This is a genomic window from Leptospira wolbachii serovar Codice str. CDC (assembly GCF_000332515.2).
Taxonomy (GTDB): Bacteria; Spirochaetota; Leptospiria; order Leptospirales; family Leptospiraceae; genus Leptospira_A; species Leptospira_A wolbachii.
The window spans coordinates 861657-884233 of record NZ_AOGZ02000014.1 but is presented as its reverse complement, the minus strand read 5'-3'; the positions used below and the strand labels follow the sequence as shown (position 1 = coordinate 884233).

The following is a 22577-nucleotide window of genomic DNA, read 5'->3' as shown; positions in this document are numbered from 1 at the left end:
AAGCCAATCAGTCGAAGAGTTTGTATAAATTGTGATCAAAAATGTTTGATTTGTATCCTTTCCAAACAATCTAATAGGTAATGCCTTATATAATTTTTTTCAGCGTGTTTTTTCTTTTTTCTTGTGGGAACCCTTCTGACCAGACGAATACCAATTCTTCTGCAAGCAAAACACCAAATGATACTAAACGTATTATTTATTTCGGAGATTCCCTGACGGCGGGGTATGGTCTTTTGGATTACGAAGATGCCTGGCCCCATGTATTGACCAAAAGAATCAATGCAGAAGGCTATGCCTATCAAATGACCAATGCTGGTGTTTCTGGAGACACAACTAGCGGTGGGCTTGGAAGGTTAGAATGGGTTCTTGCGGAAAAACCTACTATCTTTGTTTTAGAATTAGGTGCCAATGATATGCTCCGAGGCATTAGTCCAAACGTAACAAAAGAAAACCTTCGTTCGATGATTCGGCAAATTAAATCCCAATATCCAAACACTAAGATATTGTTAGTGGGGATGTATGCAACTCCCAATATGGGTAAAAAATATGCGAGTGCATTTAATTCTATATATCCAGAACTTTCTAAAGAAGAGAATGTGCCTCTAGTTCCATTTATATTAGAAAAAGTTGCCTCCATCCGTAAACTCAATCAAAAAGATGGTATTCACCCTACAGAAGCAGGCCATAAATTAGTTTCCGAAACAGTTTATCCATATCTGAAACCTTTGTTAGTGAAATAGCTGGGAGAGTTGTCCTTTTGGAAGGATAGTGAATTTATAGTAATATCTTATAACATTGAATTGTCTAACCGGCTACTATTCGTACCGGTAAGACAAATTTAAACTTTTGTTTAGCCTTTCTGAAAGGTAAAACAAAATTGATTAATACTGGTCAGAAAGGGTTGCACATTTTCTAGTCGCTGCCGCCGTAGGACCGTAAGCGCATACCGAATAGGAAAGAACTGACGCTGGAGTTGTTTGTAATCCAGGGCTTCCTTGTAATTTTACTTCGTTTTGACATGCTTGTGAGGCTCCCGAAACCAAAATTGCTGCAGTTATATAGTAGTCTTGTAACGTGCCAGGGTTAGTCGAAGCAATTTGCGCTTCAGTATAACCTAGTTCGTTTTTCATAGTTAGAGCCGATTCTGTAACTAAATTGCCGATGACAATATACTTGGTATTGGCTACCGAAGCTGTATATTGTGCTTCTGTTTGGTTCTGCAATGTGGTTATGTTATTGTTGATAGTGTTAGTGTAAGCTGTAAGTGCAGCATTACAATTAGAACCTGCTTTCGTAAAGATGGCAGTGGTTTTTTCTTTATTTGATTGGTTTAGTGCAATGGCTTCTTCTTTAGTAGAAGGTTTAGAACAACCACCTTTGGGAATACTAAATAAGGATGCTGTATAAGTGGTTCCACTTTTCATTACCATTGCACAATTTCCACCTAACTGGTCATTAACATAGAGCAATAGTGCGGTGATTGCAGTGTTATCTTCTTTTTTTTTGTCTAGTTCGAAACAGTTGGTAAAGAGAGTAGCTACTATTAGTAAAACAAAAGTTGCTAAAGTTATTTTTTTCATTTGAAGGTTCCTTTTATGTAAAATCATCCATACGATAAATGTACGATTCTGGTTGGCTTTGTTTAGTTCTTAACGTCAAGAATTATAACACTAATGGCATGCCAATCACCTAAGGTTGATAAACTGCCCTATATTTACTTTGCGAAACTTTTTCTGGGTGATTCGCCCAGGATTCGGAAATAGGAATTATACGGCTTGGGCCTAAGTCGGTTAGATTTTTTGTGCGAATAAATGCATCGACTTTTTCAAGGTTGCCATTTCCTTCTGCCCAGATACGAATGGTTCCCTTTTCTTGGACCAGTTCTTCGACGCGAGCCCCTAAAAAAATACGAACATTCATAAATCCATTTTCGTCAGTATCGAAGTCGGAGTAGGCAATATGTCCAGATGTGATTCCTGTTTTTGCGGTTTGGTTAAAATAGGTTTTTGTTTCCCAAATCCCGTTTTGATTTTCATCAGACCATTCCACTAATTTTTGTGTCTCGGGTCCAAACCACAAACGACGTGTAGGTTGTTTTGTTTTTGGGTCTCTCCATTCGTTAAACAGAGGAAAGGTTTTGGATTGGTCTTTTAAATCGCCGTAAATCCAAGCTAGGTCATGATAAAAATCTCCTACTTCTTTGGTAGCTAAGAAAAAACCAAGACCTAAGTCATTCCACTGCACTAAGGCTTGGTTTTTCACTTCTGTGAATTGTACGGGAGAGCAGTTAAAATAAAGGCAGGAGAAAGTAATGATAAAGATTTTTTTCATATAAGAGGAGAATTGCCATGAGATGGGCAAAGTAAATAAAAAAACCGGCCACTTAGGTGACCGGTCCTTAAAAACTTAAATTTCTTAAGAGATCTTAGAACTCAGTAGAAAGAGTTGCACATTTTGTATTTGCGGCTGCTGCAGAACCGTAAGTACAAGAGGAAGATACTAGTTTTGTAGGTGGAGTTGAAGTTAACGCGTCAGCAGTAGTTTGGTCCAAAGCTTTTACCGCAGTTGCACAAGATGCAGATACGAAACCAGCATAAGTGATAGCAGTGTTAAAGAAAAGGTCATTTAAATTACCAGGAGTCATCGCAGCAATTTGTGCATCAGTTCTACCGAGTGTATTTTTTTGATACAATGCTGATTCTGTAACAAGGTTACCAACTGAGAATGCTCTTGTTTTCTCAACAGTGGCAGCAAAAGCAGCATCGGTTTGGTTGTTAGAGTTTGTGATTTGAGTGTTAATTTGATTTGTTACAAAAGTAGCAGAAGTATCACAAGTAGATCCTGCTTTTGTATAGAAAGCAAGGATGCTAGTTTTTTGAGTATTGAAACTTGCTTCTGCTTCTGCTTTTGTTTGGTTCACTTTACAACCACCTTTTGGAACAGAAGTAAGGGACGCAGAGTAGTTATTTGCAGCGTTTCTAGTAACAGTAGCACAGTTACCACTTAATTGGTCATTTGCATAAAGCAAAAGAGCAAGTACAGGAGTGTCGTCTTTTTTATCTTCTTTACAGTTACCAAAAACCGCAGCTACGAAAAGTAGAGCGAGGAGGATAGATGTTGTTTTTTTCATTCGTGTTTCCTTATGGAATATTATCGCCGTTTGCCAGCGGGTACTAGTTAGTCGCAGATATGGAAAATGTGTCAAGAGAATTCGGTTTAAATACGCAATTTTTTCTGAATCATCAAATTTTTTTCAAATTCGTTGAGTATATGTGCGGATGATACGGTGACATGGAATCAATCTAAAAATATAAGAACAGTGAACTTTGTTTGGTAGAAAATAACCTTACAAAGCTCATTTCCAGTAAATAAATCTTAGGTTAGAGTGGTACTAACAAGCGTTGTTTGGTAGGGAACTGTGGTTGATAATCCCTATTGACAATGGATTCCTTAGCCAAAACACCACATAAGGCTTGTATTTTGGAGTTACGTCCAGGGATTTCCTTAAGATATATTTTGAATCTTGTTCATTATTATCTAAGTCCACCACCTCCGATCCATAAATTTCGACAAAGCTTAGAAAGCTGACTACCGTGGTTGGTGCTTTCTGTTTTCGAATATAAAGGTATGCTGAATTGATAAGTTACCGATCAAAAAAGTACGGCGTTAGTATTTGGGAAATGGGAAGTTCTAATTTGGGACCAAAAAAAACGAACGACAAGTTTTCGCCATTGTTTGGTTGAATATTTGTTAGGTGGCAATTTGTGACTGATTGTTTTAGATGAATATGGAAGCACATGTTCTTATTTCGAATCCGATTTTCCTTTGTAATTTTTGCCTTTTTTCCTTGCCGATTTGACCCAATTCCAAATGATGGTTTCACAAACCTTCTGCGGGAATAGCTCAGCGGTAGAGCATCTCCTTGCCAAGGAGAGGGTCGCGGGTTCAAGTCCCGTTTCCCGCTAATGAAGGTACGCTTCTTTTTCTTTCCACTACACTCTCTTTTTTTACATTGGATATAATACGATGGAATTTACGGCTAAAAAAAATAACAACGCAACTTGTGACCTCAGCATTCAATTTAGCGCTGACGAAGTCCGCACTGCCTACTCTAAGGCTTACAAAAATGCATCTGAAAAAGTAAAAATCCCTGGCTTTCGTCCCGGAAAAGCTCCCCTAAACATGGTCGAAAAAGTTTTGGGTGATTCGGTTATGGATGATGCAGCCAACATTATGCTAAACCAAGCGATGGCTGACCTTTTTGATAAATTGGAACACAAACCAATCCGTTTGCCACAGTTCCAAATGGAAACTTTTGATAAAAATACTGGTGCCAAAGCGAAAGCAACTTATGACACCAAACCAGAAGTCACCTTACCAAAGTTAAAGAAGATCAAAATCCAACCGAAAGAAATTAAAATTTCTGATGCGGATATCCAAAAAGAATTGGAAGGAATCCAAAAAAACATGGCTCGTAACTCTTTGAAAGAAGAGGGAGAACCTGTGGAATCTGCGGATCTACTCGAAATCAATTATAAGTTTAAAGAAGCTGGAAAGGAATACCCAGAACAAGGCCAAGTGGGAAAATTCCAAATGGGTGCTCCCCAAAACCCACCCGGTTTTGAAACCAATCTTCTTGGTATGAAACTAAACGAAACAAAAGAGTTTCAGTTCACTTACCCAGATCCGTATCCGCAATCTCCTGAGTCGGCTGGGAAGGCAATTACTTATACCGTCACAGTCAGTGCCGTTTATAAAGTCACATATCCTGACATCAATGATGACTTCGCATCGGAAGTGGATGGATCTGCCAACTTGCAAGAGTTAAAGGAAAAAACCAAAAAACAATTATTGGATATTTTCGCAAACGCACTCACAAAACGAGCCACAGACGATGCATACAACGAAATCATCAAAGAATCCAAGTTCATCATCCCTGAATCTTTGATTTACGAAGAAACAGAAACCGTTTTCCAAAACTTTATGCGTGAATTTGGCCTTCCTGTCACAAGCCTTGCCGACTACGCAAAACGTTTGAACAAGGAAGAAAAAGAAGTCCGAGAATCCTTCTCCAAAGCGGCTGAAAAACGCATCCAATCCTATATTTTGAAGCAGAAAATCGCGGAAGACCACAAAATCCAGATTTCTGACGAAGAAGTCGAGGCCGGATACGAAAAAGAGGCCACTCAGCAAGGAATTCCTGCCGAAACTCTGAAAAAAGAAGTCCAAAAACAAAAGGCGGAAACCTTCTACCGTGACAAATTCCTGTTTGATAAAATCGACGAATTTGTATACGCTGAGGTAGAAAAGAAGTCGCCTAAGACTATTTCAACGGAAGAAGCAGAGAAAATTCTCAGCGGAAAAGAAGAGTAAACTATGTCTACACTCATGCCTTATGTAATTGAACAAACAAGCCGTGGCGAACGCCAATATGATATTTTTTCACGGCTTTTGAAAGATCGGATCATTTTCCTTGGATCTGCTATCGATGAAACGTATGCCAATGTCATTTCGGCGCAGCTTTTGTTTTTAGAAGCAGAGAATCCAGATCGCGACATTTATTTGTATATCAATAGCCCTGGTGGGTATGTGAGTTCTGGCCTTGCCATTTACGATACTATGCAGCTCATTAAACCCGAGGTGCGAACTCTTTGTATTGGACAAGCATCTTCTATGGCGGCACTTCTCCTTGCTGGTGGTGCTAAGGGGAAACGTTCGGCTCTTCCTAACTCTCGTATTATGTTACACCAACCTTATGGTGGAGCTGGTGGACAAGCCTCTGATATTGAAATCTCTGCCAAAGAAATCATAAAGATCAAGGACAAACTCATCGATCTTTATGGAAGGCATACGGGAAAAACTTCTGACCAAATCCGCAAGGATACAGAACGAAATTTCTTTATGAGTGCAGAAGAAGCCAAAGAATACGGTGTCATCGACAACGTCATCCAAGAACGCAAACAGATGCCACAAGCCTAAGGGGGGCTTAACTCCATGACCAAACGTGCAAGCCAAACGGGAAATCCCAGAGAAAAATTACATTGTTCTTTCTGCGGAAAGGCCCAAGACGAAGTAAGAAGGCTTGTCGCAGGTCCAGGTGTTTATATTTGTGATGAATGTATTTCTTTATGTAACGAAATCATCGCAGAAGAGCCGCAAGGTGGTGAAAAAACCGCCATTGTGGGTGACATTCCCAAACCAACAGAAATCAAAAAAATCTTAGACCAATATGTAATTGGACAAGAACAAGCCAAAAAAGCTTTGGCAGTTGCTGTTTATAATCATTACAAAAGAATCTTTCATAACGAACGTAAGGCGGGAGATGTGGAATTGGAAAAATCCAATATCATGCTCATTGGTCCTACAGGTTCCGGAAAGACTCTCCTTGCACAAACACTGGCTCGCATTCTAAAAGTTCCTTTTGCTATCGTAGATGCAACGGCTCTTACGGAAGCGGGTTATGTGGGTGAAGATGTGGAAAACATCATTCTCAAACTCATTCAAAACGCTGACAATGATGTGAAACGTGCGGAGATGGGAATCATCTACATCGATGAAATTGATAAAATCTCTCGTAAGTCTGACTCCGCTTCCATCACACGTGACGTGAGTGGGGAAGGTGTGCAACAAGCACTTTTAAAAATCATTGAAGGGACTGTTGCCAATGTTCCACCGCAAGGTGGACGTAAACATCCACACCAGGAATACATTCCTGTGGAAACCAAAAACATCCTCTTTATTTGTGGGGGAGCGTTTGTGGGTCTAAGTGACATCATCAAACAACGAGTCGGAGTGAAATCGATCGGATTCCACTCCAATGAAATTGTAAACGATAAGGGTCGCAAAATCGAAGAAGGGGAGTCTATGGTCCACCATGTGATCCCTGACGATCTAATGAAGTTTGGTCTTATCCCTGAATTTATTGGACGACTTCCGATCATTGCCACTCTGGATGAACTCACCATTGAAAGTTTAAAATCTATTTTTACGGAACCTAAAAATTCCCTTCTCAAACAATACCAAAAGATGTTTGATATTGAGAACGTAAAACTCAAGTTCACAGAAGCTGCGATTGAAGCCATTGCCCAAACAGCGATTAAACGTGAAAGTGGAGCTCGGGGACTACGTGCAATTGTGGAAGAGATTATGATGGAGCTCATGTTCCAAATTCCATCTCGAAAGGATGTATTAGAAGTGGTTGTGACCGATGAAACAGTCCTTAAAAAAGAAGCTCCCATCACCATTTTAAAAGGTGATATCGAAAAGATCGCATAAAGTTCCATTTACAATTTCTAGATTCAAAATCTGGATCTAGAAAAACGAAAAAGAGCCTATCTTACGATAGGTTTTTGTTTTTTTAGGGGTGTCAATGATGGATTCTGCTCGAACAAGATACACACAGACCTTTCTTTCTCTGCAAGCGCAGATACGTTTTTATTTTTTGTTTCTGACTTTCTGTTTGGGATTTTCCTTTTCCCACTGTCATTTTCATAAAGATTCTGATCGCATACCCGCTCCCGTTTCACCTGAATTGGGGCCACAAAAAACAAATCCTATCGAATGGATCAAAATTAAAGAATCCGTTTGGATGCATAGAAGTTATGGCGAGTCTGGGGGAAAGGTTTATCCGGCAAATGGACTTGTGATTTTGACTAACAAAGGTGCGGTTGTGATCGATACTCCTTGGACAGAATCCCAAACGGAGGAGTTGTTTTCGGACATCCAATCCAAATTCCAAAAACAGGTTCTTTACGGAATCGTGACTCATGCACATAACGACCGTATATCGGGAGTTCCTTTTTTCCAAAAACAAAACATTCCTGTTTATAGCACTAATTTAACGGCAAAACTGGCAAAGGAAAGAGGATTTGGAAACCCAAATCCCATTTTGGATATCCAAACAAGACTGGGTGCGGGAAACCAATCGGTGGAAGTATTCTATCCTGGCCATGGTCATTCTGTGGATAACATTGTGGTTTGGCTCCCAGACACGCATATCCTCTTTGGAGGTTGTCTTGTGAAGTCTCTTGATGCCAAAGACCTGGGTTATATTCAGGAAGCAAATATGGAAGAGTGGGAAATTTCCTTAAAGAAGGTTCTCGCACGTTATCCCGATGCGGAAGTTGTGGTTCCCGGGCATGGAGATTGGGGAAAACTAGACTTACTCCGTCATACGATTCGTTTACTTGTTGCGGCGAACAACTAAGATGGAAAGTTTTTCCATGGGGTTTGTAAGATTTCTCTCGGCCCCGAGTGCACTCATTTTTTTGGCAATGGCAAGTAACATCTGCCGAGAAGAACTTGGTTTTAAATCCAAAAGATAATCTACGAACTCTTCCATAATTTCAAAAGATGTGAGCCCAAACTGTGTGAGAGTTCTATCACTGGCCCAAACCAAATAATCTCCCACTTCAATGCCATCGGCTATGGAAAGCGGGTGTTTGTGGTTGGGATACCAATGGTCGTCTCCACTCCCTTCAATCACTTGGATTCCATGATCCGAAAATTGGAAGATCGGCATGTCCATATAGTGAAGAAAAGACATTTTATCTTCTTTGTTTTGGATTCCAAAAGCAGAGATTTTTAATTTCAAAAAAGTAAATTGGTGAAGGGCATTTTTCAATTTTTCAAGAAGTTCTTCTGTGGAAAATACACCATCGCCAAAAGAAGATACAATTCCGTGAATAAAAACTTTTTCGGAAGATTCTAAAATTCCTGGTTCTATATGTCCCGCAAGGATTCCAAAAATTCCATCTTTAGCCCTTACGATACGAATGTAATCAGCACCCGCATAACGCATGACTGATGGGAATACTGAAACTTCAAATCCAGGTGTTTTAGGAATATGAATGTCAGGGATTTGTTTGTTAACGGAAACGGCTTGGTTTGTTTTCCAATCGAATTTATTCTCGAATTGTTCTTCCCCTAAACTTTCATCCCCTTGCAAAAGAGTAAACCTGACCGATTTATAAATTTTGTATTCTTCCGATTCTTGGTTTAGGTTACGAATGTCTTTGGGAAGTTCGTTGTCCTGGATATGTGCAATTAGGTGCAGGATGTATTGGTATAAAAATCCAAGGAAATAATAGGTTAAAAATCCAATTAACAAAGAAAATACGAAGGATGAATAGACCCCCACCAAATTGAAGTTAAGTGTGTTTTCCCCCTTTGGGTTTTGCCAATGGGTAAAGGTAAATTCTGCTAACAAAAAATGGATAAAAAAGAAGAGGAAACTAATGATTCCAAGTAGGACGGGAAGTTTGACACGAAAACTCATTTGCGGTCTGTTGTTTCCAAAACTTTCATAACAATGGCGGAAAGAAAAAACAGAAAGCTAAGGGGAACGAGTAACATCAGCATAGAAAATACATCGGGACCTGGAGAGAGAACCGCAGATACAACAGCTATGATAAGAACTGCCTCTCGCCATCTAGAAATAAGAAAACGAGAGGAAAGGATCCCGATCCTACCCAGTAGGATTAGGACAATTGGTAACTGAAAGGACGCACCAAACACTAAGTGCAAATTGAAGAATAAATCATAGTATTCGTCAATCGGTAAATAAGGATCCACTCCGTCGGGTCTTAAAACTACAAGGAAAACTCGAAGGAAATTTTCAAAAACAGTAAACCAACAGAGAGCAAGCCCCGACCAAAATAGTAAGGTAGAAAAAAGGATGATGAACTTTCCCCATTTTTCTGTCCGAGTATCCACAGCAGGTGCCACAAATCCCCAAAGGATGTACAATAAAAACGGCAAAGAAACGAGTACAGATAAAATAAACGAAGTTTTGAGATAGATTAGAAACGGAGCCATCAGTTGGATCTGAAAGAAATGAGCGTCCGGGCCGAGAACCGATTTGTAGGGTTGGATGAGAAAACTGTGGATTTCGCTACCGAAATACAAAGTGCCAATCATAAAGACAGACACCACTAAGATAGAATAGATCAGCCTTTGGCGGAGTTCTTCTAAATGATCCCCCAGGGACATATACTTTTCCCTGGTTTCGGAATCCTCCGGCAGCGGAAGTGGAATTGTGGTTCTCTTTTTCCCAGCCAAGGTTTGGATCTTTTAAGCTTTTTTCTTTTTACCGGATTTGGAAGCAGCTTGTGAAGTCGACTTAGGCTCTTCCTGTGGGAAAGTAGGTTGAGTCGGTTCCTCTTCCTGACCTGTTAGGGATTTACGAAATTCTTTGATTCCGGAACCCAAATCTTTGGCAAGGCTTGGAAGGCGTTTCCCACCAAAAAAAAGCAACGCTAAGAAGACGATGAGTGCAATCTCCCATGGTCCCAAATTAAAAAAAGCAATAGGTGCTTGAAAAGAAAACGGATTGGATGGCATATTTCCCTCTTAAGGCAAGAGTTATGCAAACGAATCTAGAAGCAAGCAGAATGATAGAATTCTTTAAGGTCTTGCCCAATCTATTTTCCGGTGGGGTTTACTTAACAGATCCCAAAACCGGTCAGATTTTATTTTCAAACGATTTTTTTAAAAACAATTTGGGTTGTCACAAAACCAATGAGGAATGTTTGGAGTCCGACCTTTTGTTATGGGTCGCGGAAGAAGATAAGTCAAATTTTCGAGACCAAATTCTTTTTCCGAGTAAACATTTCGAACGTGACACCGTACAAGGGGACTACCGTTTCCGAATGCCGAATGAAATTTTAGTTCGGTGGTTCCAATTTGAAAAAAGAAAGGTAAACATTCCTAATATGGATTCCCAACTCCAAATTGTTTTTGTTCGTGATGTGACTAATGAAAAAACGAACGAAATCAATATAGTTGAACAAATTCAGTTTTTTTTGGGACTATTTGAAAATGCTTCAGTGGGGATGGCATTACAGGACTGGGAAGGAGGGTACTTCCGAACCAATCCAAGATTTACAGAAATCACCGGCTATAGTTTTCAAAACCTAACAGATTTGAATATCAAACGAATCAAAGGAGAACCCATATCCGAAGAGGAAATGGAATACTTTGGGTTTTTTAAAGAAGGGGCGGAAGAGTCGAGACTTACACGAAAAGATGGTCGTCGAATCAATGTTTATCGAAGGATTAGTGCGTTTCGTAACTCACAAGGGAAACCAGATTTTTATTATGTGTTTTTAGATGATGTGACGGAAAAAAAACAATTAGAATCTTATCAGTTACATTCACAAAAAATGGAAACGATAGGAAGTTTGGCGACAAACATTGCTCATGATTTAAATAACTACTTGCAGCCCATTCACGTATTTTCACAGTTAGGTGAAGAAGAAATCAATTCAGGGAAATTTGACCAAACAAAGATTTTAGAATATTTGGGAAAAATCCGGATGGGAGCTGATAATGCTCGTTCTATGATTCATAGAATCATCAAATACTCAAAAGTAAAAGACGAAGACTCTGCGGCAAAAATTGAAATTTCATCTGTGGTTGAATCTACCATTCCTCTTGTAAATGCGGGTCTACCGAAAAACGTGGAGGCCCAATTTGACTTCCATAAATCTCCCCTTTACACTAAGTTAGATGCTGTAAGATTATCTAAAATTCTATGTGAACTTACTTCCGGTGGTCTCCTCGTTTGGGACGATCGAAAGAGGGGTCTTGTCCGTGTTAAAACTTCACCTGCAGACGAATTTAAACTTTTGGTTTCTATGGAGTTTACGGGACTTTCTTTGCCAAGTCTTTCGGGCTTAAACACACTCGATTTTGTAAATTTTGGGGATGAAGAATTCCAATGGACTGGGATGCACCTAATCAATCGTTATGTGAAGAATTGGGGTGGTGAGTTTTATATTGAAAAACCAGAACCAATGACAGTTCTTATCCACATCTTTTTGCCTTTGGAAGAAGGACAGGTGTTGATTGGCGCAGCTAAATCGAATCAAGAAAATAAACCCAAAGATGTTTGGTCCGTGATTTCTGATAAGGAAATTTGGATTGTTGAGGATGATGAAGCTGCTAGTGAAGCAATCAGTTTTGTCCTTTCTCAAAAACAAATCACTCCGAGAGTATTTCGAAGTGCTTCATTGGCATTGGAAGAATTAAAAATTAAAATTCCTGATTTTATTTTATCTGATTACAGAATGCGAGAAATGAACGGGCTTAATCTCATTCGTAAAATTAAGAAAGTAAATCCGAATCTTTCGGCAGTTCTTTATACGGGAAATATGGATGGACTTGATTCTGAGGAATTGGATGCAGAAGGGATATTGGTTCGTTCCAAACCAATATCCGTAGATGAACTTTACGAAACTATTTTGTTATCGTTTGGATTTCTTTGATTTTTTAACTTCTTCAGCACCCGTTGTATCTTTAATAAACTGGATGAGTTCTTTTTCGATCAATTCTTTGTCAGATTTTACGTATTTAGAAAGTAAAACATGGGCACCGTTTTCAATTTTTAAAAGTTTGTTTTTGGGATTGGGATTTGGTCCTGTTTGAATCGCATCATATACCTTTAACATGGCTGGTATGGAGGCTACGAAGTCATGTTCTCTTTCTGATTTGTAGTAATACATCAGTAAGGTGGGGGCAGTTATTTTTGGATAAGGGTTTGCTTTGTCTACAAATCGTTTTAATTCTAAGATATTTTGAATCGCTGCATAGTATTGGTCTAAATACCAATATTTAGCTGACTCGTCTCGTGGGTCAGTTTTAGAAATTCGCATTTCTCCCTTAATTGCATTGATAAAAGACTTACCCCAATGGAATCGAAAGAAGTGGGCACTCGGGTCGTCAAAATCATAAAATGGTGACGCAAGAACAAGGGAGTCCACTAGATCGGGGTGTTTTGCTGCCAAATAAGAAGCAATATTTCCTCCCATGCTCGTTCCCACGAGCACAGTTTTGTCGCCAAGCTCTCTTGCATAAATTAAACTATCTTCTGCATCTTGAAGATACTTCTGAAAGTTCGTGTGTAGGTGGTCTTCTGGATTGGTTCCATGACCAGGTAGTCTTAAATAATAAGTATTGGCACCAAAGTATTCAGTGAGTTTGTTTGTGACTTCTTCACCTTCGCCTCGGCTGGCACCAAATCCATGGATATAGACAATAACTATTGGAGTTTTTTCTTCCGAAACTCGAACGAGTAGTTCTTCGTTGTTAGGTCTTGTGTTTTCTTTCGCACTGAGTTCGAGTTCGTTCTGATAAAAGGCATCAAAATTTTCGAATTTACGAGAGGAATCATAATTGTATTCACCGGTAGACCAGTTGTAAGTGGATACTAGAAATGAAGAAAGAATGAGAGTGATCGCAATCACCCATTTGAATATTATTCTCATCGAGGTTCTCTTGTTACGAAAGATAAATATAACAAATGCAGGAATTCTGTTACTAATTCAAGTCAATTTGTTTGTTTTCTGTCACAAACCGACAGAACCCATCCGACTCTGGATGACACCTCCCCCAGAGGTAGCAAAAACTGCTGCTGTTTATGGAGAAATTAAGAATCCCTACGCAAGCGATGTGGAAATTCGAACTATTGTTAGCAATCGATACAAAACAATTGATTTCCATGAAACAGTCATAGACGACCAGTCTGGAATTGCTAGGATGCGGAAATTGGATTATCCTATTTTGCTGAAAGCCAACGAGACCATTGAACTTGAACGATCAGGAAAACATTTGATGTTATATGATAAATTGGATCACCCCGGGAAGCTGGAATTGGAAATTCAATTCTCTAATGGAGAAAGTAGGACTGTGATAGTGGAAGAGAGAGAATTATGAAAAGAAAATTTGTCTTAATCTTGTTAGTTGGGTTTTTAGTCGGATGTGGTTCTGCATTAGAATTCACCGAACTTCCAATTGGTGGAAATATTGAAGCCAAAGATAAATCTGGACAATCTGTATCCTTGAAAGCATTTGAGGAGCCGGTCCTCTTAGTGTTTTTTGGCTATACCTATTGTCCCGACTTTTGTCCCAATACCTTGGCAAAAATTAAGGCTGCAGTAGAGCCGTTAAACGAAGTGGAGAAATCAAAATTCAAAGTAGTTTTTATTTCTGTAGATCCAGTGCGTGACTCCCCAGAGACAACTACAAAGTATGTTCAGTTCTATCTACCTCAATCGGTAGGACTTTCTTTTTCGGCAGATACAATCAACCAAATTCTAAAACAGTATGCAGCTTATGTGCAAAAAACGGAAGATGGCCAAAGTTTCGACCACTCTACCTACATTTATGTTTTGGATAAGAATCGGAAGACTCGAAAACTCATCAAGTCTACCGATTCCAAAGAAGTGATCACAAAGTCCATACAGGTGTTAAGCGGCAATTCCATTTAATCGTAATAAAGCATCAATCTCTGGATCTCTTCCGTAAAAATCTCGGAATAGGTCCATGGCGCTCGCAGATCCACCTTTTTCTAAAACCGTTTTTCTGAAATGAGCCGCATGTTCTAGGTCAAAAACTCCCCGGTCGACAAACGAATAGTAGGCGTTGGCAGAAAGTAACTCGGCCCATTTATAAGAATAGTATCCTGCTGCATACCCTCCAGCAAAGATATGAGTGAAGGAATTTTGGAATTTATTGTATGCCGGCGGGAACACAACGCAGACTTCTTTTCTCACTTGGTCTAGGATTTCCTGAACTCTAGATTCGCTAGGTTTTTCTTTATGGATCAACATATCGAATTTTGCAAATTCTAACTGTCTCACCACACCCATAGCTGACATAAAGTTTTTGGCCTTTACCATTGTTTCGATATAGGAATTAGGAATTGGTTCTTTCGTTTGGTAGTGTTTGGCGAAAAGTTCTAATACTTTTGGTTCGTAAGCAAAGTTTTCTAAAAATTGGGATGGAAATTCAACAGCATCCCATTCCACACCGTTGACGCCACTCACAAAGGCTTCCTTGACGCGAGAGAGTAAGTGGTGGAGAGCGTGTCCCAATTCATGGAAAAGAGTCACTACATCGCTTGGTCGAAGCAGTGAAGGTTGTGTACTTGTGGCTTTGGGAAAACTTGCAACCACAAAGGCAACGGGAAGTTCTGTTTTACCAGTTTCATCTTGGAAGTGAGGTTTCCAGTTGTGCATCCAGGCCCCACCTTTTTTCTCAGTGCGGACCTCTAAATCCAAATACAATCGAGATCTAATCTCTCCTTCTACAACCAGGTTATAACAAAGAACAGACGGCTCCCAAACGGGAGTATCCACTTGTTGGAATTGGATTCCTAGAAGTTTTTCTAAAAATTGAAATGTTCCCGAAATGACAGTTTCTTTTTCTAAATAGGGTCGATAGATTTCTTCATCATAAGAAAAGGACTCTTTTTTTAGTTTTTCAGAATAGAAGGTAAGGTCCCAGGGTTCTATGTCTTCGTGCCCTAATTTTTTAGCAAAATTTTTGATTTCATTTAATTCTTGTAAGGCGATTGGTTTGGCTTTTTTTGCTAAGTGGTCTAAAAAATCAATCACTTGTTCCGGAGTGTCAGCCACCTTAGTTGCCAAACTTAAATGAGAGAATGTTGGAAATCCTAGAAGTTTTGCTTCTTTATCACGGAGTTCCAAAATCTCTTCCATTAGTTTTCCGTTTTCTGGAGCTCTCGTGCAGTACCCATCATAGAGTTTTTTTCGGATCTCTCTATTTTCACCATAGGTCATATAAGCAATGTAAGATGGAAAGTGGAGAGTAAATTTGTAGGTTCCATCGTCTTGTTTTGCAGAGATTTTTTCGCTTTCGGGAAGGCCAACAACATCGCCTTCCGAAAGGTAGAGCGCAAAAGCGTTTGTTGCATTTAGGACGTTCTGCGAAAATTGATTGGAAAGATCTGACTGGCGAATCCGAATTTCTTTTAATGTATTTTTAGTATCTGAGTTTAGGCCTACTCCGGACAAACGAAAGTCTCTGATTTCGTTTTCTAAAACTTTGGATGCTTCATGATTTTGATCTTTTTCCGAGGATTGAATTTTTAATAGAGTCGCAAATATGTCTTCGTTTTGACCCAGGTCTGTATAGTATTCGCTAAGTTTTGGTAAGAGCCTGCTATAGATAGTTTGGCTCTCGTCGTTGTTTTTTACAGAATTAAGATGCGAAATTTCCGTAACAAGATCACTCAACTCTGTTTGGATTCGTTGGTAGGGTTTTGCGAAATTTTGAAAAGTAGGTTTGTCTATCTTTAATAGGGTTTGAATGAACTCTTTGTTAGACTCCATTTTTTCTAAAATGGCAGATTCTTTTTTAGGAAGATTATCAGATTGAAATTCAGGAAACATAAAGACCTCTATAGATTTAGACTCGATTTCAAATAGTTCTCTGTCAGTTTGGGATTAGAGGGAAAGGATGCCACCGGAAAAAAGTAAAATTGTTTTCTTTGATGGGGTTTGCCATTTGTGTATGGGTTCGGTTCAGTTTCTTTTGAAACAAAACCAAAAGGAAAATTTATACTTTTCTGCCATCGGATCCGAGACCTTTAATTCCCTTCTTCCTAAAGAATCTTACGGCAATCTTCCGGACAGCATTCTATATTGGATGGAAGGTAAACTGTATTTAGAATCGGATGCCATTTTGCAACTGACACGGGAGCTCGTATTTCCTTGGCCATTGTTCTATGGGTTTTGGATTTTTCCTCGGTTTCTTCGCAATTCCATTTATAGGCACATTGCCAAACACCGCTATGATTGGTTTGGCAAAGCAGAGGCCTGTATGGTTCCTTCACCAAACATTCAAAAACGTTTTTTAAATTAAAGTCCTTTGGTTTTTACAAGCCTAAGGGTTAATTTTTTATTTCGATCGTAAGCATAAATGGGCAAAGGTTCTCCTATTTCCTCCCAATCGATACCGAGCCCTTTCCATACTGTATAATCCGATTCCGAGACTAGGAAATACCCTTTCGTAATTTGGATTTCTTCCCAAGTTATCTCACGTATAGGCCTGTGGTAATAATAAGCAAAACTGGGGATACCGTGTGCACCAAATGAGTATAAGGTTTCGTTTTTAGGAACCAAACTTTGGATTACACTTGCTGCTTTTTTTGTATCGGTTCTCATTTCAGAAAACTTAGGAAGTAAAACAAAAGAGATGATCGCAATCATTAAAAGTGCAACCGTAAGATACAACCTGTACATATAGATTTGGTTGTGTTTTCTTGCGAGTTGATCTCCTAGGAGAATGGCAAGGATGGGATAAGCGGATAAGGGATAAGAGGGAAGTTTACTCGCCAAACATTCGTAAAAGAGCCAAGAAAAAACAAGTCCTAGAAGCAGAAACCGTTTTGAAGTAAAAATAAAATCGCTTTTTTCCCAATGCCAAGGAAGAAGATTTTTGATCACTCCCAAACCTTCCGTTTTTAGATAGGCGATGAGTTTCCATCCGTTTTCATTTAAGAACGAAAGATACAATCGGCTCCAGGGAAAAAGGGTAACTACAAATAGCATAAGATAGGTGCCTGGTGGACCGGATTGTCCAAATACTGGATCGGTAGCCCTACGAAAGATATACCAATCCAACATCCATTGGATGAGTGAGCCATTGTCTTTTTGCCAAGAAAAATAACCCCAAAGAAGAAGTGGAACGAAAGCGATAGGGAGAAATAAAAATGGATTCAATTTCCAAATTTGGGAACGGATTTGATTTACGCTCAAAAGAAGGACACAAGTTCCCCCAAGAAAGATAAGAATGGGTGGCCCCTTCACAAGCAATCCGAGACTTACAGAGAGCCAGAATAAAAGAACGAATATTCTTTTCTTTGATTTGATCCAATGGTAAAGAGAAACAAATCCAACCATTCCAAAAAAAACTAAAAGCGAATCTACTAGTGCAATTTTTCCATTGAGTGGAAAATACAAGGAAAAACTGAGGATACTGAAAGCATATAAGGCTGTTCTTGAGCCGTATATAACATTCGCCAGATGGTAGGTTAACAAACTAGTTCCTAAGATACATAGGGCAGGGAAAAGACGTAACACCCATTCGGTACTGCCAAATATTTGGAAAAGAGAAGAGCTAATCCAAAAATGCAGTGGAGGTTTTCTGTGTGGGAGTGAGTAGGCAAAGTCCATGGTGAGGTAATCCCCTGTTTCCAACATAGAGCGTGAAAAACCGGCATAGGCTGCCTCGTCTTGGTCCACCAAGGGAGAGGAATTCCCATAGAATAAAAACACAATGAGAATACAAAGTAAGATGAGGAAGGTGCGGTGGACAGATAGGAATTTCACAGTCTCAAGGACTGAAATCATCTTCCATTTTGTCAAAGCAGAAATGAATCTTTGGTTTTGTATTCATTTTGTAACAAAACTGGAATCAAATTGGAAAGAAAGGTCTATAAAGTTTCTTTATGCTTTTCAATGTTTCTGGGTCCATTGCCTATACAGATAGGCAAACAGCTATGCGTCCCTCCCTGTGGAAATACAGATATTTACTCGTTTTATTATCTTTACTCGGAATATTGATTGTTTACCAACTAGCGGTTGTATTACTCCTTAGAAAGACTATTGTTTTGCCAGCATCTTCGTTCCAAGGATCAGAAATTGTGAATCCATACCAAAATTGGAATGGGGATGGCCAGGAAAAAATATCCTTACATGCCCATTCCAATGAAGTATGGTTTACCCCCGAAAGACATACAATAAAAGAAATCCAATCCGAATACAAACGAGAAGGTTTTTCTAACGTAGCCATTACCGACTATGGACAAATTTCGCAAACAGAAAATCCAAATTACATTCGTGGATTGGAATGGGGACAAAATTTAAAAAAACGTCACTTACTTGCGATTGGAATTCAAAAATCCTTTTATGATTATTTTCCCGTATATGCCACTCGTGAGAACTTAAATTGGGTGATGGATCGTATGCAAAAGTTAGGTGGATATGTCATCATTCCACATCCAAAACTATTTGATTCGTTTTCTAGAGAAGAACTTTCTGCCATCGGCGGATTCCAAGCTGTGGAAGTATACTCTCCGTTTGGCGATGATCCTAAAATATTGGATTCACTTCTAAGCCAAGGACGGAATGTGCATTGTATGGCTAGTGATGACCTACATTATTTTCCGGAAAACTCGATTAAAACTTTTGACCAACCTTTTTGGAAAGATATGATCCAAACTTTGGGAAACCAAAGATACCGAAAGGGTGAAAGTTTCCTACGTTACATTGTAACAGCCGATGGCGTTAAGGACCAACCTTCCGTATTGGCATCTCTTAACTCGGGATCGTTTTACTGTGTAAAAAAATTCTTCCAAGCGGCAGAGGACCCGAAAGTTCCCAAGATTCAGGTGACAAAGAAGAATACCATCCAACTGAATTCAAAAGAAAGATATTTGGAGATTCGTTTTATCGGGCAAAAGGGTGAAGTATTACAGGTAAGCCCAGACACAAACAAAGCTGAATATACGTTTCAAGAGAAAGATTCTTATGTGCGGTTGGAGATGATTGCCCTCACGGGTTCTGTCCTCTCCAACGCCATTTACAGAAGTAACTAAGTAAAAAAAAACCTTACACTTATTTGAATTTTAGGTTTTGGTCGGCACCATCAAAGGCATCCAAAAATGATTGGGAAGTGGTTTCATATTGTTTGACTAACCCTAAACTGGCCTGTCCTACGTTTTGGTTCAACGCAGCATAAGTTCGAATGAAGGCATCATCCACAGACATAAAGTCGGAACCACCGACTGTGGGACTTGGGTAATCTGACGGAACCTCTCCCGCTGTCAGTTGGTCTGTTACATAACCATTGACATTGAAAATTCCATAAGACAATTTTGTTCCTAAGTTACAGATGGTTTCATGTTTTGTTGCCGCCGTTGTGTAAGTAGCTTTCGCCGTTGTTTGGAAGGGAGAATCAAACTTCTGCATATAGGCCAACACATAGTAAAGGTTGTCGTTGCCGGCGGCTACACCTAGTTGAGTATTACATGACGTTCTCAAATTCTCAAGGGCAGCCGTATTGGCAGGGGTTAATGCTTTGAGTTTGGCAAAACTCAAACGAACCACAGAACGAAAACAAAGTTGTCTCCCTGCATCCACTTCTGTTAAAACCACTCGGCCATGTTTACTGATCCAAGCCGCATTTTCTGGACCGTTTCGCCAAGTATAGGTTTGAAATTTGGTTCCATAAACAGATTCATTTGCAGTGTAACTTTCTGTGATGACATCTCCCACTGTTGCAAATTGTGGACTTCCAAAATCAACCAAACGATAATAAATCAAAGCTCCATCGTTTCCCAGGGTGGTATTGGGATCATCGAAGAACAATTGTAAGGAGGGAGTGGACGCACCTGTTTTTGTAATTTGAAAAAAATGATTAAAATCTTTGGTTCCTGTATAGGCTGTGGAACTTACTCCAGTTGTTGGTGTACTGATTTTGATGGTAAGGGTTGCCGAACCAAATCCATTCAAATTGATATTGTTTAGCACATCATTGCGAGGTGAAGAGTTATTAAAGTATCCGGCGTTTTTTAAACCCAAGATAAGGTTGTCGATGATACCGGAGTTTCCACGCGCCCAAGTGGCAGATTGGCGCACAAATCCCCAATTGTCTGCATTCGTGGCAGACCAAAGTTTTTCAGAACCAAATCCAAATTGGATGGCATTGCCAAAGAACTCTGCCAGTTGTTTGTTTTGGTCTAAACGAGTGAGTTTGTTGAAGTCAGAAACTTGAAAACTCATTCCGAGAAATATGATTGTATATAGGATTTTTTTCATGGTTTACTCCGCGATTCCTTTGGGAATACAGATGGTAAATCCAGACTTAGTCCCAGAACAACCAGCAGATTGGCTATTTGCCCAAAGCAAAAGTAAGAAGGCATTCAACATATCCTCGTCTTTGTTTTCTTTTTTAAAGAGTGAACAAGTGACGAGTGTTGAGAGTCCTAAAACGGCAACGGATTTAAGGATTACGTTTCTCATACCTAGAATAACAATAGGTACGAGAAGTTTTTGCAAGAAATTATCTAGATAAAATTTGGTATTCCCATTCCATCACTGGACTTTGTTCAATGGAAGCGGTCATGGTATTTAGTGGCATCATAGACCTTGCAGTGGTCTTGGTTCCTGTGACTGCTGGTGGAAGAAGCCTATAAAACGAATCTTCTTTTTTTCCACGGAGTTGGAACTCTTTCCATTCTTCACGAGAAACAAAGGCACGAATCCGATCTTTGGAAGGAGTGGCTGCGGCTTTAAACGAAATTCGTTTATCAGGAATCGTAACTTTGTCTCCTTTGCGGATGAAGTTATCGTTCTGGAATTGGTTTGGGAAAAGTAGGACAGGTTCCCCTTTTTGGTTTTCAGGGACAAGTACTACATACACATAATTGTCTTCCGCCGATTCGATTTCAAAACGAATGGGTTCCCCTGCTACATAAGTAGGTTTTAAGGAATTGATTTTGAGTTGGGCGTTGGACCCAGAACCTGTTTCGGATAATGCCAAGTAGATATTCTTTTTGTCTAAAAAACCAAGAAAGTCGGAGACCAAAGTTTTAGAGAGAGTGTCGGGAAGGGAATTTCGGTATTCCAATTTTTTGTGTAGGACGTCCACAAAGGAAACCACTGCTTGTCCATCTTCTGTTGCGATAAGGACTAGTTTGTCTACATCTGCGAGTTTCTCTAAGTTTTCCGCAGTTTTTATTGAAGCTATTCCTTCTTTGTCAAATTCCCAAACCCCAGACTCAATGCCCTTCAATGGAAGAGAAACCATCCCGCGCCCTGTAGATTGGATTTGTTCTTTCATAAAATCTCGTAAGGCGATGGCCTCTTCGGTAGAGGAAGACATCTCAACTGCAATTTTGTAAACAGGGAGTCTTCCGATTCGATCTGAAGAAAAGAGAGAAAGGGAAATGATGGATGAGAGAATCCAAAATTGTTTCATCATTCGTCTGCCCTACCTTTGTAATCATTCATCAGTTGGTCGTTTTTTTCGTATTGTTCTTTGATTCGTTGGTAGTTTTCTTCTTTGATAGCTTTGAATTCTTCGAAGATACGCATTTTTTCTTTTACAAATTCATCTAAAATTTGTTTCTTAAGTTCTTTGCCAGACACGAGGACTTCTTCGTTTTCTTTTACGAGAGTTTCTTTTCCCTTTTTATCGGGGCTTACTGCTACGGTTCCTTCGTTTACATAAACGCCCGTTTCCACATTACTAAGGTCTTCATCTACCCCACCAGTGTCTGGGGCTGCGGCTAAAAATTCTGTACATCTAACACCTGCAACAAAACTAGGATTGACTACGCTCAGTTGGTTTTGGCTCGGTACACCCGCTGCCGGTTTATGTGCTTTTACAAATAACTTACCACCAACTAGTTTCAAAGTGGTGGATTTTGATTTTGGATTGAGAAGGTCTTCGATTTGAACAGAGGAATACTTGGCGAGACGGATGGTGGCTTGGGTTGCCAATTGGATTTCACAAGTTCCGTCTTCTGTGGTGATGGTGTCTCCTTTTTTTAGGATACTTCCTAATTTTACTGGTTCCTTTGCTTTTTTAAAACGTGGTCCAGAAAGATAGTTTTTACCTTGGATGAAACTAATGATCCCTACTTCATCAGCAGTCAGGGCGGCAGTAAAAAGAAGAAAAAAAATGGAAACAAGGATTCGAATCATGCCACTTTTATAAACAAACTCTCCTGTCTTACAAGCCAAAAAAACTAAAAAAAAAATCAAAAA

The 22577-nt window shown here is 39.5% G+C and carries 23 protein-coding genes and 1 tRNA gene; 11 read left to right on the top strand and 13 right to left on the bottom strand.

What is annotated here, in order from left to right; translation table 11 throughout:
- Window positions 1-80 precede the first annotated feature (80 nt).
- Window positions 81-740 carry an arylesterase gene (locus LEP1GSC195_RS09595; protein WP_015682302.1) on the top strand — a complete coding sequence of 220 codons (660 nt, stop codon included), beginning with the start codon at window positions 81-83 and terminating at the stop codon, window positions 738-740.
- A gap of 141 nt (window positions 741-881) precedes the next feature.
- Here LEP1GSC195_RS09595 and LEP1GSC195_RS09590 read toward each other — a convergent pair whose 3' ends face one another.
- The 3 genes from LEP1GSC195_RS09590 to LEP1GSC195_RS09580 form a co-directional block, all read right to left on the bottom strand.
- Complete coding sequence (locus LEP1GSC195_RS09590) at window positions 882-1580, bottom strand: hypothetical protein (protein ID WP_015682085.1); 699 nt, start codon at window positions 1578-1580, stop codon at window positions 882-884.
- A 109-nt stretch (window positions 1581-1689) separates the two neighbouring features.
- Entirely contained in the window at window positions 1690-2331 is a 642-nt protein-coding gene (lsa25.6, locus tag LEP1GSC195_RS09585) for an Lsa25.6 family adhesin (RefSeq protein WP_015680919.1), read from the bottom strand.
- 94 nt (window positions 2332-2425) lie between these two features.
- Window positions 2426-3130 carry a hypothetical protein gene (locus tag LEP1GSC195_RS09580; RefSeq protein ID WP_015682656.1) on the bottom strand — a complete coding sequence of 235 codons (705 nt, stop codon included), beginning with the start codon at window positions 3128-3130 and terminating at the stop codon, window positions 2426-2428.
- Between the two features lie 762 nt (window positions 3131-3892).
- On the opposite strand from LEP1GSC195_RS09580, the gene LEP1GSC195_RS09570 reads away from it, so the two are divergent.
- The 5 genes from LEP1GSC195_RS09570 (at window position 3893) to bla (ending at window position 8206) form a co-directional block, all read left to right on the top strand.
- Window positions 3893-3964: transfer RNA gene (locus LEP1GSC195_RS09570), tRNA-Gly, on the top strand.
- Window positions 3965-4026: 62 nt separating this feature from the next.
- Window positions 4027-5373, top strand: coding sequence for a trigger factor (gene tig / locus LEP1GSC195_RS09565; RefSeq protein ID WP_015681201.1), 1347 nt, complete (start codon window positions 4027-4029; stop codon window positions 5371-5373).
- Window positions 5374-5376: 3 nt separating this feature from the next.
- Window positions 5377-5979 carry an ATP-dependent Clp endopeptidase proteolytic subunit ClpP gene (gene clpP / locus LEP1GSC195_RS09560; RefSeq protein ID WP_002989489.1) on the top strand — a complete coding sequence of 201 codons (603 nt, stop codon included), beginning with the start codon at window positions 5377-5379 and terminating at the stop codon, window positions 5977-5979.
- Window positions 5980-5994: 15 nt separating this feature from the next.
- Window positions 5995-7275 (top strand): ATP-dependent Clp protease ATP-binding subunit ClpX, encoded by a 1281-nt coding sequence (gene clpX, locus LEP1GSC195_RS09555; RefSeq protein WP_002989502.1) that lies wholly within the window; start codon window positions 5995-5997, stop codon window positions 7273-7275.
- A gap of 94 nt (window positions 7276-7369) precedes the next feature.
- A complete protein-coding gene (gene bla / locus LEP1GSC195_RS09550) occupies window positions 7370-8206 on the top strand; it encodes a subclass B1 metallo-beta-lactamase (protein WP_232227753.1) in 837 nt (278 codons plus the stop codon).
- Here the strand turns inward: bla and rktP are convergent.
- The 3 genes from rktP to LEP1GSC195_RS09535 all read right to left on the bottom strand — a co-directional run bounded on the left by rktP (window position 8183) and on the right by LEP1GSC195_RS09535 (window position 10341).
- A complete protein-coding gene (gene rktP, locus LEP1GSC195_RS09545; protein WP_015680581.1) occupies window positions 8183-9277 on the bottom strand; it encodes an Arg-Lys translocation region protein phosphatase RktP in 1095 nt (364 codons plus the stop codon). The two genes, bla and rktP, sit on opposite strands and share 24 nt — an antisense overlap.
- Entirely contained in the window at window positions 9274-9990 is a 717-nt protein-coding gene (gene tatC / locus LEP1GSC195_RS09540) for a twin-arginine translocase subunit TatC (protein ID WP_015681596.1), read from the bottom strand. The genes rktP and tatC overlap by 4 nt, the downstream gene beginning before the upstream one ends.
- Window positions 9991-10071: 81 nt before the next feature.
- A complete protein-coding gene (locus tag LEP1GSC195_RS09535) occupies window positions 10072-10341 on the bottom strand; it encodes a Sec-independent protein translocase subunit TatA/TatB (protein ID WP_015681656.1) in 270 nt (89 codons plus the stop codon).
- Window positions 10342-10364: 23 nt separating this feature from the next.
- Between LEP1GSC195_RS09535 and LEP1GSC195_RS09530 the strand changes: the two genes are divergently transcribed.
- Window positions 10365-12266 (top strand): hybrid sensor histidine kinase/response regulator, encoded by a 1902-nt coding sequence (locus LEP1GSC195_RS09530; RefSeq protein WP_015681033.1) that lies wholly within the window; start codon window positions 10365-10367, stop codon window positions 12264-12266.
- Here the strand turns inward: LEP1GSC195_RS09530 and LEP1GSC195_RS09525 are convergent.
- Window positions 12246-13265 (bottom strand): alpha/beta hydrolase, encoded by a 1020-nt coding sequence (locus tag LEP1GSC195_RS09525; protein ID WP_040506623.1) that lies wholly within the window; start codon window positions 13263-13265, stop codon window positions 12246-12248. The two genes, LEP1GSC195_RS09530 and LEP1GSC195_RS09525, sit on opposite strands and share 21 nt — an antisense overlap.
- Here LEP1GSC195_RS09525 and LEP1GSC195_RS09520 point away from each other — a divergent pair.
- Window positions 13225-13713, top strand: a complete 489-nt coding sequence (locus tag LEP1GSC195_RS09520; RefSeq protein WP_015681271.1) for a copper chaperone PCu(A)C — start codon at window positions 13225-13227, stop codon at window positions 13711-13713. The two genes, LEP1GSC195_RS09525 and LEP1GSC195_RS09520, sit on opposite strands and share 41 nt — an antisense overlap.
- Window positions 13710-14267: an SCO family protein gene (locus LEP1GSC195_RS09515; RefSeq protein WP_015681275.1), complete on the top strand. Its 558-nt coding sequence runs from the start codon at window positions 13710-13712 to the stop codon at window positions 14265-14267. The genes LEP1GSC195_RS09520 and LEP1GSC195_RS09515 overlap by 4 nt, the downstream gene beginning before the upstream one ends.
- Here LEP1GSC195_RS09515 and LEP1GSC195_RS09510 read toward each other — a convergent pair.
- A complete protein-coding gene (locus LEP1GSC195_RS09510) occupies window positions 14247-16193 on the bottom strand; it encodes a M3 family metallopeptidase (RefSeq protein WP_015680764.1) in 1947 nt (648 codons plus the stop codon). The two genes, LEP1GSC195_RS09515 and LEP1GSC195_RS09510, sit on opposite strands and share 21 nt — an antisense overlap.
- A gap of 67 nt (window positions 16194-16260) precedes the next feature.
- On the opposite strand from LEP1GSC195_RS09510, the gene LEP1GSC195_RS09505 reads away from it, so the two are divergent.
- Entirely contained in the window at window positions 16261-16665 is a 405-nt protein-coding gene (locus LEP1GSC195_RS09505) for a thiol-disulfide oxidoreductase DCC family protein (RefSeq protein WP_015682731.1), read from the top strand.
- Here LEP1GSC195_RS09505 and LEP1GSC195_RS09500 read toward each other — a convergent pair.
- Window positions 16662-18155 carry an ArnT family glycosyltransferase gene (locus tag LEP1GSC195_RS09500; RefSeq protein WP_015681646.1) on the bottom strand — a complete coding sequence of 498 codons (1494 nt, stop codon included), beginning with the start codon at window positions 18153-18155 and terminating at the stop codon, window positions 16662-16664. The genes LEP1GSC195_RS09505 and LEP1GSC195_RS09500 overlap by 4 nt on opposite strands.
- A gap of 98 nt (window positions 18156-18253) precedes the next feature.
- On the opposite strand from LEP1GSC195_RS09500, the gene LEP1GSC195_RS09495 reads away from it, so the two are divergent.
- Window positions 18254-19402 (top strand): hypothetical protein, encoded by a 1149-nt coding sequence (locus LEP1GSC195_RS09495; RefSeq protein WP_015680938.1) that lies wholly within the window; start codon window positions 18254-18256, stop codon window positions 19400-19402.
- 19 nt (window positions 19403-19421) lie between these two features.
- Here the strand turns inward: LEP1GSC195_RS09495 and LEP1GSC195_RS09490 are convergent, their stop codons facing one another.
- From LEP1GSC195_RS09490 to LEP1GSC195_RS09475, 4 genes are read right to left on the bottom strand one after another with little or no spacing between them, the layout of a single operon-like run.
- A complete protein-coding gene (locus LEP1GSC195_RS09490; protein WP_015681560.1) occupies window positions 19422-20624 on the bottom strand; it encodes an LIC_12337 family protein in 1203 nt (400 codons plus the stop codon).
- A 3-nt stretch (window positions 20625-20627) separates the two neighbouring features.
- A complete protein-coding gene (locus LEP1GSC195_RS09485; protein WP_040507056.1) occupies window positions 20628-20828 on the bottom strand; it encodes a hypothetical protein in 201 nt (66 codons plus the stop codon).
- A 40-nt stretch (window positions 20829-20868) separates the two neighbouring features.
- Window positions 20869-21789, bottom strand: a complete 921-nt coding sequence (locus LEP1GSC195_RS09480; RefSeq protein ID WP_015680722.1) for a DUF4384 domain-containing protein — start codon at window positions 21787-21789, stop codon at window positions 20869-20871.
- The gene (locus LEP1GSC195_RS09475) at window positions 21786-22514 is read right to left on the bottom strand and encodes a FecR domain-containing protein (RefSeq protein ID WP_051122383.1); all 729 of its coding nucleotides are present in this window, start codon (window positions 22512-22514) and stop codon (window positions 21786-21788) included. Before LEP1GSC195_RS09475 ends, LEP1GSC195_RS09480 begins: the two co-directional genes overlap by 4 nt.
- Window positions 22515-22577: the final 63 nt, after the last annotated feature.